Annotated in this window: 12 protein-coding genes; all 12 read left to right on the top strand. The window is 67.1% G+C overall.

What is annotated here, in order from left to right; all coding sequences use genetic code 11:
• Window positions 1-86: 86 nt before the first annotated feature.
• Window positions 87-1,292: a sensor histidine kinase gene (locus ACFPU0_RS12975; RefSeq protein WP_377693453.1), complete on the top strand. Its 1,206-nt coding sequence runs from the start codon at window positions 87-89 to the stop codon at window positions 1,290-1,292.
• A gap of 6 nt (window positions 1,293-1,298) precedes the next feature.
• Entirely contained in the window at window positions 1,299-2,690 is a 1,392-nt protein-coding gene (gene fleR / locus ACFPU0_RS12970; RefSeq protein ID WP_377693452.1) for a sigma-54-dependent response regulator transcription factor FleR, read from the top strand.
• Window positions 2,691-2,994: 304 nt separating this feature from the next.
• Window positions 2,995-3,324 (top strand): flagellar hook-basal body complex protein FliE, encoded by a 330-nt coding sequence (gene fliE / locus ACFPU0_RS12965; protein WP_377693451.1) that lies wholly within the window; start codon window positions 2,995-2,997, stop codon window positions 3,322-3,324.
• A 14-nt stretch (window positions 3,325-3,338) separates the two neighbouring features.
• Window positions 3,339-5,129 carry a flagellar basal-body MS-ring/collar protein FliF gene (fliF, locus tag ACFPU0_RS12960; protein WP_377693450.1) on the top strand — a complete coding sequence of 597 codons (1,791 nt, stop codon included), beginning with the start codon at window positions 3,339-3,341 and terminating at the stop codon, window positions 5,127-5,129.
• Window positions 5,122-6,138: a flagellar motor switch protein FliG gene (fliG, locus tag ACFPU0_RS12955; protein WP_377693449.1), complete on the top strand. Its 1,017-nt coding sequence runs from the start codon at window positions 5,122-5,124 to the stop codon at window positions 6,136-6,138. The genes fliF and fliG overlap by 8 nt, the downstream gene beginning before the upstream one ends.
• A gap of 10 nt (window positions 6,139-6,148) precedes the next feature.
• Window positions 6,149-6,946 carry a flagellar assembly protein FliH gene (gene fliH, locus ACFPU0_RS12950; protein ID WP_377693448.1) on the top strand — a complete coding sequence of 266 codons (798 nt, stop codon included), beginning with the start codon at window positions 6,149-6,151 and terminating at the stop codon, window positions 6,944-6,946.
• Complete coding sequence (gene fliI, locus ACFPU0_RS12945) at window positions 6,936-8,288, top strand: flagellar protein export ATPase FliI (protein WP_377693447.1); 1,353 nt, start codon at window positions 6,936-6,938, stop codon at window positions 8,286-8,288. The genes fliH and fliI overlap by 11 nt, the downstream gene beginning before the upstream one ends.
• A gap of 7 nt (window positions 8,289-8,295) precedes the next feature.
• Complete coding sequence (gene fliJ, locus ACFPU0_RS12940; RefSeq protein ID WP_377693445.1) at window positions 8,296-8,745, top strand: flagellar export protein FliJ; 450 nt, start codon at window positions 8,296-8,298, stop codon at window positions 8,743-8,745.
• Window positions 8,746-9,151: 406 nt separating this feature from the next.
• Window positions 9,152-9,457 (top strand): STAS domain-containing protein, encoded by a 306-nt coding sequence (locus tag ACFPU0_RS12935; protein WP_377693444.1) that lies wholly within the window; start codon window positions 9,152-9,154, stop codon window positions 9,455-9,457.
• An 11-nt stretch (window positions 9,458-9,468) separates the two neighbouring features.
• Window positions 9,469-11,163 (top strand): ATP-binding SpoIIE family protein phosphatase, encoded by a 1,695-nt coding sequence (locus ACFPU0_RS12930; protein WP_377693443.1) that lies wholly within the window; start codon window positions 9,469-9,471, stop codon window positions 11,161-11,163.
• Between the two features lie 32 nt (window positions 11,164-11,195).
• Complete coding sequence (locus tag ACFPU0_RS12925; RefSeq protein WP_377693441.1) at window positions 11,196-11,549, top strand: Hpt domain-containing protein; 354 nt, start codon at window positions 11,196-11,198, stop codon at window positions 11,547-11,549.
• A gap of 168 nt (window positions 11,550-11,717) precedes the next feature.
• Window positions 11,718-12,839: flagellar hook-length control protein FliK (locus tag ACFPU0_RS12920; protein ID WP_377693440.1), on the top strand; the 1,122-nt coding region annotated here is incomplete at its 3' end.

Raw genomic sequence — 12,839 nt, 5'->3', positions numbered from 1 at the left:
TTATAAGGAAAACATTTTAGGCATGGGTATTGCTTTGTCTCGCTCGACCGACCGTCTGCTGACGGTCGATGGAGCGAGAGAAGAGCATGAACCCAGCCGTCATCCCCGCGCAGAATCCGCAAGCATCCCCGGCCGAACAGGCAAGCCGTGCAGGCCTTGAACAGGCCTTCGCGCTGTTCAACCAGATGTCGGCCCAGCTCAGCGAGTCTTACAGCATGCTGGAGGCGCGGGTCACCGAGCTGAAGGGGCAGCTGGCCCTGGTCAGCGCCCAGCGGATGCAGGAACTGGCGGAGAAAGAGCGCCTGGCCAACCGCCTGCAGAGCCTGCTGGACCTGCTGCCCGGCGGGGTCATAGTGATCGACGGCCAGGGCGTGGTGCGCGAGGCCAATCCCGTGGCCCGCAATCTGCTGGGCCAGCCCCTGGCAGGCATGCTCTGGCGTGAGGTGATCGCCCGCAGTTTCGCCCCCCGCGAAGACGATGGCCATGAAATCTCCCTCAAGGATGGCCGCCGCCTTTCCATCGCCACCCGTTCCCTGAATGCCGAACCCGGCCAGCTGGTGCTGCTCACCGATCTGACGGAAACCCGTCGCCTGCAGGACCAGTTGGCCCGCCACGAACGCCTTTCCGCCCTCGGGCGCATGGTCGCCTCCCTGGCCCACCAGATCCGCACGCCGCTGTCCGCGGCCTTGCTCTACGCCGGCCATCTCAATCAGCAGGTGCTGCCGGTGGAGCAGCAGCAGCGTTTCGCCGGCCGCCTCAAGGAGCGCCTGCACGAACTGGAACACCAGGTTCGCGACATGCTGGTGTTCGCCCGCGGCGAGCTGCCGTTGCCGGATCGCCTGGCGCCATCTGCGCTGTTCGCCGCCTTGCGTGCCTCCGCCGAGTCCCATGTGGAAGGCCGTCAGGTGCGCTGGCAGTGCGACCTCGCCGAAGGCGAGCTGCTGTGCAACCGCGACACCCTGGTGGGCGCCATGCTCAACCTCATCGAGAACGCCAACCAGGCCGCCGGCCGCGACCTGCGGCTGAAGGTGCACCTCTATCGCCGCGGCGGCGACCTGCTTCTCTCCATCAGTGACAACGGCCCGGGCATCGATGCCGCCACCCTGGCGCGCCTGGGCGAGCCCTTCTTCACCACCAGGACCACCGGCACCGGCCTCGGGCTGGCGGTGGTCAAGGCGGTGGCGCGCGCCCACCAGGGCGAGCTGCGGCTGCGTTCGCGGCCCGGCCGCGGCACCTGCGCCACCCTGGTCCTGCCGCTGATTCCCGCGGCGCAATCGGTTACTCAGGAGTAAAGGACGATGACTGCCAAAATTCTGCTGGTCGAGGATGATCGCGCCCTGCGTGAAGCCCTGGCGGACACCCTGCTGATCGGCGGCTACGACTTCCGCGCGGTGGACTGCGCCGAAGCCGCCCTGGTGGCCCTGGGGGAGGAGCCCTTCGGCTTGATGGTCAGCGACGTCAACATGCCCGGCATGGACGGCCATCAGTTGCTGGCCGTGGTCCGCCAGCGCCATCCGCAACTGCCGGTGCTGCTGATGACCGCCTATGGCGCCGTGGAGCGCGCGGTGGAAGCCATGCGCCAGGGCGCCGCCGATTACCTGGTGAAACCCTTCGAGCCCAACACCCTGCTGGAGCTGGTGGCGCGCCATGCCCTGGGCCGCGTCGCCCCGGCCGCCAGCGATGGCCCCGTGGCCCTGGAGCCGGCCAGCCGCCAGTTGCTGGAACTGGCCGCGCGGGTGGCACGCAGTGATTCCACCGTGCTGATTTCCGGCGAGTCCGGCACCGGCAAGGAGGTCCTGGCGCAGTACATTCACCAGCAGTCGAACCGCGCCAACGGGCCCTTCATCGCCATCAACTGCGCAGCCATCCCGGACAACATGCTCGAAGCCACCCTGTTCGGCCATGAGAAGGGTGCCTTCACCGGCGCCATCGCCAGCGCCCCGGGCAAGTTCGAGCTGGCCGACGGCGGCACCATCCTGCTCGACGAGATCTCCGAAATGCCCCTGGGCCTGCAGGCCAAGCTGCTGCGTGTGCTGCAGGAGCGTGAAGTGGAGCGGGTGGGCGCGCGCCGGCCCATCAGCCTGGATATCCGCGTGCTCGCCACCACCAACCGCGACCTGGCCGGCGAGGTGGCGGCGGGGCGTTTCCGCGAGGACCTCTACTACCGTCTCTCGGTCTTCCCGCTGGCCTGGCGGCCGCTGCGCGAGCGCCCGGCGGACATCCTGCCCCTGGCCGAGCGCCTGCTGGGCAAGCACGTCAAAAAAATGAACCACGCCCCCGTGCGCTTCTCCGTCGAGGCCCAGGCGGCCCTCGTGGCCCACGCCTGGCCGGGCAACGTCCGCGAACTGGACAACGCCGTGCAGCGCGCGCTGATCCTGCAGCAGGGCGGGGTGATCCAGCCCCAGGACCTCTGCCTGACCGCGCCCATCGGCATGGCCCTGGCGCCGGCTGTTCCAGTCGCCGCGCCGGTACTGCCGATGGCCCCCGTGCCCACTGAGGCGCCCAGCGCCCTGGGCGACGACCTGCGCCGCCACGAGTTCCAGATGATCATCGACACCCTGCGCTCCGAGCGCGGCCGCCGCAAGGAAGCCGCCGAACGCCTGGGCATCAGCCCGCGCACCCTGCGCTACAAGCTGGCGCAGATGCGCGATGCGGGGATGGATGTCGAGGCGTATCTGTACGCTAGCTAGTAGCTAGTAGCTAGAAGCTGGAAGCTGGAAGCTGGAAGCTGGAAGCTGGAGGCTGGAGGCTGGGTGGCGCCGTAGGATGTGGCGGGCGGCGTCCCGCATACCCATCGATCAAGGCTGATGGGTATCGCAGGCTCCACCCATCCTACGGGGCGCTTTGCCATCTGGAAGCCCGGAGTTCTCTCCGGGCTTTCTTCTTCCAGCTTCAGGCTTCCCGCTTCCAGCTGCTCTTAACTGGCACCCTTGTTGCACATACCCCGCATCGGACCGCGCAGCGTCAAAAAATCGCGGCAGTTGGAGGAATGTGATGAGCCAGGGTGTCGAGTTCAATCGCCTGATGTTGGAAATGCGCGCCATGCAGATGGATGCCATGGCCCGCAAGCCTGCTCCCGCGGCTACCCCGGAGGCCGGCGCGCCGAGCTTCGCGGACATGCTCGGGCAGGCGGTCGACAAGGTCGCCGACACCCAGAAGGCCGCCAGCGAAATGGCCAGCGCATTCGAGGTGGGCCAGAAGGGCGTGGACCTCACGGATGTGATGATCGCGTCGCAGAAAGCCAGCGTCTCCTTCGAGGCCATGACCCAGGTGCGCAACAAGCTGGTCCAGGCGTACCAGGACATCATGCAGATGCCGGTTTGAGGACGGATTGAGAAATGGCTGAAGCCGCTGTTGCAAAGGTCCTCGCCAAGGCAGGCGCATCGGGTGAGGCGGACGGGAAGAAACCGCTGCTCGGCCTGTCTTTCCTGGATAACCTCTCGCAGATGACGGTGCTGCGCCAGGTCGGCCTGCTGGTGGGCCTGGCCGCCAGCGTCGCCATTGGCTTCGCCGTGGTGCTCTGGTCCCAGCAGCCGGATTACCGCCCGCTGTACGGCAGCCTCTCGGGAATGGACGCCAACCAGGTGGTGGAAGCCCTGGGCGCCGCCGATATCGGCTACAAGATCGAACCCAACTCCGGCGCCCTGCTGGTGAAGTCCGAAGACCTCGCCCGTGCGCGCATGAAGGTCGCCGCAGCCGGCGTGGCCCCCGGCGACAACACTGTCGGCTTCGAGATCCTCGACAAGGAGCAGGGCCTGGGCACCAGCCAGTTCATGGAAGCCACCCGCTACCGCCGCGGCCTGGAAGGCGAACTGGCGCGCACCATTTCCAGCCTGAACAACGTCAAGGGCGCCCGCGTGCACCTGGCCATCCCGAAGAGCTCGGTATTCGTGCGCGACGAGCGCAAGCCCAGCGCTTCGGTGCTGGTGGAGCTCTACCCGGGTCGCACCCTGGAGCCGAGCCAGGTCATGGCCATCGTCAACCTGGTGGCCACCAGCGTGCCGGAGCTGGACAAGTCCCAGGTCACGGTGGTCGACCAGAAGGGCAACCTGCTGTCCGACCAGCAGGAGCTGTCCGAGCTGACCATGGCCGGCAAGCAGTTCGACTACACCCGGCGCATGGAAACCCTCTACACCCAGCGCGTGCACAGCATCCTGCAGCCGGTGCTGGGCAACGGCCGCTACAAGGCGGAAGTCTCGGCGGACGTGGACTTCAGCGCCGTCGAATCCACCTCGGAAATGTACAACCCGGACCAGCCGGCCCTGCGCAGCGAGCAGAGCCTGGCGGAGGAACGCCAGAACAGCAGCGGCCCGCAGGGCGTGCCCGGTGCGCTGTCGAACCAGCCGCCGGCGCCCGGCGCCGCGCCGCAACAGGCCACCGCCGCTGCGCCTGCCGGCGTGGCGCCGGGGCAGCCGCTGCTGGATGATAACGGCCAGCAGATCATCGACCCGGCCACCGGCAAGCCGATGCTGGCACCGTACCCCACCGACAAGCGCGACCAGACCACCCGCAACTACGAGCTGGACCGTTCCATCAGCCACACCAGGCAACAGCAAGGGCGCCTGCGCCGGCTTTCCGTCGCGGTGGTGCTGGATGATCAGGTCAGGCTGGACCCGCAGGGCGGCGAGACCACCCGGGTGCCCTGGAGCGCCGACGAGATCGCCCGCTTCACCCGCCTGGTGCAGGACTCGGTAGGCTTTGATGCCAGCCGCGGCGACAGCGTCAGCGTGATCAACACGCCCTTCGTCGCCGACAACAGCGAAGAGGTGATCGAGATTCCCTTCTACACCCAGCCCTGGTTCTGGGATGTGGTGAAGCAGGTGCTCGGCGTGCTGTTCATCCTGGTGCTGGTATTCGGTGTGCTGCGCCCGGTGCTGAACAACATCACCGGTGCCGGCAAGGGCAAGGAACTGGCGGGCGGTCGCGAGGGCGACGCCGAACTGGGCGAGATGGGGCTGTCCGGCGAGCTGTCGGATGACCGCGTCAGCCTGGGTGGCCCGCAAAGCATCCTGCTGCCCAGCCCGAGCGACGGGTATGATGCGCAGCTCAACGCCATCAAGAACCTGGTGGCCGAAGATCCTGGCCGTGTGGCCCTGGTAGTCAAGGAATGGATCAACGCCGATGAGTGAGAACCGCGCTCCCGCCAAGCTGGCCAAGGTCGACAAGGCCGCCATCCTGCTGTTGTCCCTGGGTGAGACCGACGCCGCCCAGGTGCTCCGCCACATGGGGCCGAAGGAAGTGCAGCGGGTCGGCGTGGCCATGGCGCAGATGCGCAATGTCCATCGCGAACAGGTGGAACAGGTGATGAGCGAGTTCGTCGAGATAGTCGGCGACCAGACCAGCCTGGGCGTCGGCGCCGATGGCTACATCCGCAAGATGCTCACCCAGGCGCTCGGCGAGGACAAGGCCAACAACCTGATCGACCGCATCCTGCTGGGCGGCAGCACCAGTGGCCTGGACAGCCTCAAGTGGATGGAGCCGCGCGCCGTGGCCGACGTGATCCGCTACGAGCACCCGCAGATCCAGGCGATAGTGGTCGCCTACCTCGATCCGGACCAGGCCGCCGAAGTGCTCAGCCATTTCGACCACAAGGTGCGCCTGGACATCGTCCTGCGGGTGTCCTCGCTCAACACCGTGCAACCTTCCGCGCTCAAGGAACTCAACCTGATCCTCGAGAAGCAGTTCGCCGGCAACGCCAGCACCACCCGCACCACCATGGGCGGCGTGAAGCGCGCGGCGGACATCATGAACTTCCTCGAGAGCTCGGTCGAAGGCCAGTTGATGGACTCCATCCGCGAGGTGGACGAGGACCTCTCGATGCAGATCGAAGACCTGATGTTCGTCTTCGACAACCTCGCCGACGTCGACGACCGCGGCATCCAGGCGCTGCTGCGGGAAGTCTCGTCCGACGTGCTGGTGCTGGCCCTCAAGGGGGCGGACGACGCCATCAAGGACAAGGTCTTCAAGAACATGTCCAAGCGCGCCGCCGAACTGCTGCGCGACGACCTGGAGGCCAAGGGCCCGGTACGCGTCAGCGACGTGGAGTCGGCGCAGAAGGAAATCCTCACTATCGCCCGCCGCATGGCCGAAGCCGGGGAAATCGTCCTCGGCGGCAAGGGCGGCGAAGAAATGATCTGAGGCGGCGTCCATGTCCAGCAAGGAACCGGAAAGCGAGCTGATCCGCGCCAGGGACGTCAGCGTCTTCGACCGCTGGTCGCTGCCCAGCTTTGACCCGGAGGTCCCGGAGCCCCCGGCGCCCGAGCCGGAAGAGGTGCTGCTCGAGGCTGAAGCCGAAGGGGAGCCGCAGATCGAGGAAGTGCCGGTCGAGGCCGTCAAGCCGCTGACGCTGGACGAACTCGAGGCCATCCGCCAGGACGCCTACAACGAAGGTTTCGCCACCGGCGAGCGCGACGGTTTCCACGCCGGCCAGCTGAAGGCCCGACAGGAGGCGGAAGTCGCCCTGGGCGCCCGCCTGGCCCAGCTGGAGAGGCTGATGGGCCAGTTGCTCGAACCCATCGCCGAGCAGGACCGGCAGATCGAAGAGTCCCTGGTGCAGCTCACCAGCCTGATCACCCGCCAGGTGATCCAGCGTGAGCTGCGAGTGGATTCCAGCCAGATCCGCCATGTGCTTCGCGAAGCCCTGAAGCTGTTGCCCATGGGCGCGAACAACCTGCGCATCCACGTCAACCCGCAGGACTTCGAGCAGGTCAAGGCACTGCGCGAACGTCACGAAGAAAGCTGGCGCATCCTCGAAGACGAATCCCTGCTGCCCGGTGGCTGCCGGGTCGAAACCGAGCACTCGCGCATCGACGCCAGCATCGAGACGCGCCTGAGCCAGGCCATGAAGCAGCTCTTCGAACAGCAGCGCGAACAGAAGGTCCATCCGCCGTCGGCCGACCTGGTCATGGACCTGGGCGCCCCGGACAGCCTCGACCATGCGTATTGAGCGGGCCAGCTTCGCCAAGCGCCTGGCGGGCTACAGGGACGTCGTCGACCTGCCCGCGCAACCCGTGGTCGAAGGCCGCCTGCTGCGTATGGTGGGCCTCACCCTGGAAGCCGAGGGGCTGCGCGCGCCGGTGGGCAGCCGCTGCCTGGTGATCAACGACGACAGCTACCACCCGGTGCAGGTGGAGGCCGAGGTGATGGGGTTTTCCGGCAGCAAGATCTACCTGATGCCGGTGGGCAGCCTGTCCGGGATCGCTCCCGGCGCCCGCGTGGTGCCGCTGCCGGATACCGGCCGCCTGCCCATGGGCATGTCCATGCTCGGCCGGGTGCTCGACGGCGCCGGCCGCGCCCTCGACGGCAAGGGCGGGATGCGCGCCGAGGACTGGGTGCCGATGGATGGCCCCACCATCAACCCGCTCAAGCGCCACCCCATCGACGAGCCGCTGGACGTGGGCATCCGCTCGATCAACGCGCTGCTCACCGTGGGCCGCGGCCAGCGCCTCGGCCTGTTCGCCGGTACGGGCGTGGGCAAGAGCGTGCTGCTGGGCATGATGACCCGCTTCACCGAGGCGGAGATCATAGTCGTCGGGCTGATCGGCGAGCGGGGCCGCGAGGTGAAGGAGTTCATCGAGCACACCCTCGGCGAAGAAGGCCTCAAGCGTTCGGTGGTGGTGGCATCGCCGGCGGACGAGGCCCCGCTGATGCGCCTGCGCGCCGCCATGTATTGCACCCGCATCGCCGAATACTTCCGCGACAAGGGCAAGAACGTCCTCCTGCTGATGGATTCCCTGACCCGTTTCGCCCAGGCCCAGCGCGAGATCGCCCTGGCCATCGGCGAGCCGCCGGCCACCAAGGGTTATCCGCCCTCGGTCTTCGCCAAGTTGCCGAAACTGGTGGAACGCGCCGGCAACGCCGAGCAGGGCGGCGGTTCCATCACCGCCTTCTACACCGTGCTTTCCGAAGGCGACGACCAGCAGGACCCCATCGCCGACTCCGCGCGCGGTGTGCTCGACGGCCACTTCGTGCTGTCGCGCCGCCTGGCCGAGGAAGGGCACTACCCGGCCATCGACATCGAGGCCTCCATCAGCCGGGTGATGCCGCAGGTGGTGAGCCCCGAACACATGAAGCGGGCCCAGCGCTTCAAGCAGCTCTGGTCGCGCTACCAGCAGAGCCGCGACCTGATCAGCGTCGGCGCCTATGTCGCCGGTGGCGACCCCGACACCGACCTGGCCATTGCCCGCCAGCCGGCCATGGCCGCGTTCCTGCGCCAGGCCCTGGACGAGAGCGAGGGCCTGGCCCAGAGCAGTCAGCGCCTGGCCGCCAGCCTCGGCATCCAGGGCTGATAAGCGCATGTCCCGCAGTCGCGCGGCGCGTCTGGCGCCGGTGGTGGAAATGGCCGAGCGCGACGAACGTGAAGCGGCGCGCATGCTCGGCCGTTGCCAGGGCCAACTGTCCCAGGCGGAGATGAAGCTCGGCGAACTGGAGCGCTACCGCGCCGATTACCAGCAGCAGTGGCTCGAGGAGGGGCGGCGCGGCGTCTCCGGCCAGTGGCTGATGAACTACCAGCGCTTCCTGTCGCAGCTGGAATCGGCCATCGGCCAGCAGATGCAGAGCGTCAAATGGCATCGCGACAACCTGGACAAGGCCCGCGCCGCCTGGCAGCAGCGCTACGCGCGCCTGGAGGGCTTGCGCAAGCTGGTGCAGCGCTACCTCGACGAAGCCCGCGCGGCGGAGGACAAGCGCGAACAGAAGCTGCTGGACGAACTGGTGCAGCGCCTGCCGGCGAAAAGCGAAGAGTAAGGGAGAACCTGTAGGGGCGAATTCATTCGCCAAGCAGGCCGCAGGCCTGCCAAGGGGCGCCAGTTCGTCGCTTGCGGCGGGCGGCATTCCGCGAGCTTGCGATACCCATCAGCCCTGTCCGCATGGGTATCGCTCCGCTCCACCCATCCTACGTAACTGCATATGTTCAGGCACTGGCCAGGCATCAGGATTGCCGCGCCCTGCCAGGCGCGAGTCACCCCTCTCCCTCTGGGAGAGGGGCTGGGGGAGAGGGCGGTGCCAGCCGGGCGTTCCGCTTCCAGGCATTCTTCAGGGCGTCATCTCAGAACCATAAATTCTCCCGCGCCGCGGCTTTCCTGTTGCCCTGCCTTGAGGGGGGTGCTAAATCTTCTCCACGCGTATTCCGCACTTGAACAAGGAGTTTTGCATGGCCATCACCTCGATGCCCTCCGACGATGGGCAGGAGCTGACCATCTACATCCAGGGACGATTCGATTTCGGGGCCCACCAGGAATTCCGCGACGCCTACGAGCGCGTCAACATCACCCCCAAGCGCTACGTCGTGGACCTCAAGGGCACCACTTACCTGGACAGCTCCGCCCTCGGCATGCTTCTCCTGCTGCGTGACCACGCCGGTGGCGAACGAGCGCAGATCCGCCTCGCCAATTGCAACCCCGACGTTCGCAAGATCCTCGCCATCTCCAATTTCGAACAATTGTTCCAGATCGCCTGAGGCCCGCTGCCATGCCGTCGCCGCTGACGATCCTGATTGCCGAGGACAACGCAGCGGACAGGCTGCTGTTGTCCACCATCGTCAGCCGCCAGGGGCACCGTGCGCTGACTGCCGCCAATGGCCGCGAGGCGGTGGCCCTGTTCCAGCAGGAGCAGCCGCAACTGGTGCTGATGGATGCCCTGATGCCGGTGATGGACGGCTTCGAGGCCGCCCGCCGGATCAAGCAACTGGCGGGCGAAGCCCTGGTGCCGATCATCTTCCTCACCTCGCTCACCGAGAACGAGGCGCTGGTGCGTTGCCTGGAGGCGGGGGGCGACGACTTTCTCGCCAAGCCCTACAACCGGGTCATCCTGGAGGCCAAGATCAAGGCCCTGGACCGCCTGCGCCGCCTGCAGGACACCGTGCTGCAGCAGCGCGACCTGATCGCCCGGCACAACGAGCACCTGCTCACCGAGCAGCGCGTGGCCAAGGCGGTATTCGACAAGGTCGCGCATTCCGGTTGCCTGAGCGCGCCGAACATCCGCTACCTGCAATCGCCCTACGCCCTGTTCAACGGCGATCTGTTGCTGGCCGCCTACAAGCCCTCCGGCGGCATGCATGTGCTGCTGGGCGACTTCACCGGCCACGGCCTGCCGGCGGCCATCGGCGCCATGCCCCTGGCCGAGGTGTTCTACGGCATGACCGCCAAGGGTTATGCCATGGCCGACATCCTCCGGGAAATGAATGCCAAGCTGAAGCGCATCCTCCCCATCGGGGTGTTCTGCTGCGCCACCTTCCTCAACCTGAGCTTCCAGCGGCGCATGCTCGAGGTATGGAACGGCGGCCTGCCCGACGGTTATCTGCGTCGCGCCGAGAGCGGCGAGCTGGTGCGCCTGGTGTCGCGCCACCTGCCGCTGGGGGTGCTCGACCAGGGCAGTTTCAATCCCCATTTCGAGTCCTATCCGGTGGAGACCGGCGATCGCATCCTGCTGGTCTCCGATGGTGTGCTGGAGACCCGCAACGACAGCGACGAACTCTTCGGCGACCAGCGCCTGCGCGCCGTGTTCGATGCCAACACCGACCGCAATCGGCTGTTCGACGATATCCAGCTGGCCCTGAGCGCCTTCCGCGGCCAGGCCCAGGATGACGTGAGCATGATCGAGGTGCGCATGCTCGACGAGGTCACCGAGCGCGCCAAGCTGGCCTTCACCGACAGCGGCCAGTCCAGCCCGCTGGACTGGTCGGCCACCTTCGAGTTCCGCGCGCAGACCCTGAAGCGCTTCAATCCCTTGCCCTTCCTGCTCCAGCTGTTGCTCGAGGTCCAGGGCCTGCGCGACCAGGGAGGCGCACTCTACACGGTGCTCGCCGAACTCTATTCCAACGCTCTGGAACACGGCGTGCTGGGGCTGGACTCTTCCCTCAAGGGCAACGCCGAGGGCTTCGCCCGCTACTACCGCGAACGCAGCGAGCGCCTGGCGGGGCTGGAGGACGGCTATGTGCGCTTTCACTTCCAGCTCATTCCCGAAGGGCGGGGAGGGCGCCTGTTGCTCGATGTGGAGGACAGCGGCAAGGGCTTCGACCTGAGGGAGGCGCTGGTCCGCCGGCCGAGCGTGGAAAGCCTCTGCGGAAGGGGCCTGACCCTGGTCAGGCAGCTCACCGCGTGCTGCGAGCCGACCAAGGGCGGTACGGGCATTCACGTCGAATTCCGCTGGCCCAATAAGGCATAATTTTCAGATGTTCAGTACAGGGAGTGACGGATTTGTCTGATATCCATCTCGACCATTCTGTGCTGTCTGCCCTGCGGGATGTCATGGAGGACGAGTTTCCTGTCTTGCTGGATACCTTTCTGGCGGATTCCGTGGAGCGCCTGCGGCAGATCCAGCAGGCGCTGGCCTCGTCCGACAGCCAGGCCCTGCGCCTGGCCGCCCACAGCTTCAAGGGCAGTTGCAGCAATATGGGCGCGCCCGTGCTGTCCGGCTTGTGCAAGCGGCTGGAAGACATCGCCCGGCACGAACAGCTCGCCGATGCGCCCGCGCTCATCGGGCAGATAGAGGAGGAATTCCTCGTCGTCCGCAGCCTGCTGCAGGAAGAACACCAGGGCCGGAATCGCTGATCGCCGTCGCCTTCCTGCCGACCGGATGTTGGCCCGCCCCTTGCTACCCCAGGGGCAACGAAGCAACCCGAGCGGAGAGTGCCCATGCCCGTTGCCCCAGATCTGCTTCTCCAGGCCAGGCCTGCAGTGAAGCCGAAAGCACCGGCCGCAAAAGCCCCGGAAAAACCGGTGGAATCCAGCAGGGACGAGGCTGCCAGCTTCGCCCGGATGTACGCGAAGGAACGCCAGGCCAAGGCCGTCGAGCACAATGACGCGGCTGCCAGGCAGTCCAGGACCGGATCGGACGAGGCAGCGAGCCCGGACACGCCGGCGGCCGATCCTGCCGTCAGCCAGCCCGCCGTTGCCGATAGCGGCAAGCCCTTGCCGGCCGAGGAGGGGGAGGCCTGTGTCGCCTCCGACGAGCCTGCCATGGACCCGCTGCTGGTCATGGCGATGGCCGGACAACTGCCGATCGACCAGGCTCCGGCCGATGCGGCCCTGACCGGTACCACGGCGGCCGAAAGCGCCGTGACCGAACCCGACGGGGCTGGCGATGCGTTGCCGGCTGCCCCCATCGCGCCGCAGGCGGCCAACGCGGCCCAGATCGCCTTGGGCGAGGCCGCTTTCGCCCCTGAGCCGAGCCAGTCCAGCGGTGTGTCGGCGGTGACGGCGGCCCTGGACCCGGGCGTCCAGGTTGGTCAAACCGCCCAGGCTGCTACCCGGCAGGTACAGGATGCGACCTCGGCGCAGGCTGCGCCCACCCTCGATCAGGAATTCTCCGCAGCCCTGGCGGCTTTCGCGGACAAGCCGCTGGAGGCCGAGGAAGGCGGACTGGACAAGGCCCTGTCATCCACCGAGCTCGCGGTGGAAGTGTCTGCTGGCCTTGGCGAAAACAAGGGTGAAGTACGCAACGAACTGCTGGCCAGCCGACTCAGTGCCCTGAGCCAGGCCATCGGCCAGCAGGCCGCCCAGGCCCAGCGTGCACCGGCCCTGGTTCCTGGCCAGCCGCTGGCGATGAACCAGGGCGGCTGGAGCGAAGCGGTGGTGGACCGGGTGATGTGGCTGTCGAGCCAGAACCTCAAGTCCGCGGAAATCCAGCTCGACCCGCAGGAACTGGGGCGCCTGGAGGTGCGTGTGCACCTGACCCAGGACCAGGCCCAGGTGACCTTCGCCAGTCCCCACGCCAACGTCCGCGATGCCCTGGAAGGGCAGATGCACCGCCTGCGCGAACTGTTCGCCCAGCAGGGCATGAACCAGCTGGATGTGAACGTCTCCGACCAGTCCCTGAGCCACGGTTGGCAAGGGCAGGGT

The organism is Pseudomonas sp. GCM10022186 (assembly GCF_042656385.1).
In the GTDB taxonomy this organism is placed as follows: domain Bacteria; phylum Pseudomonadota; class Gammaproteobacteria; order Pseudomonadales; family Pseudomonadaceae; genus Metapseudomonas.
The sequence above is the reverse complement of the archived record's forward strand: the minus strand, read 5'-3'. Positions and strand labels throughout refer to the sequence as shown.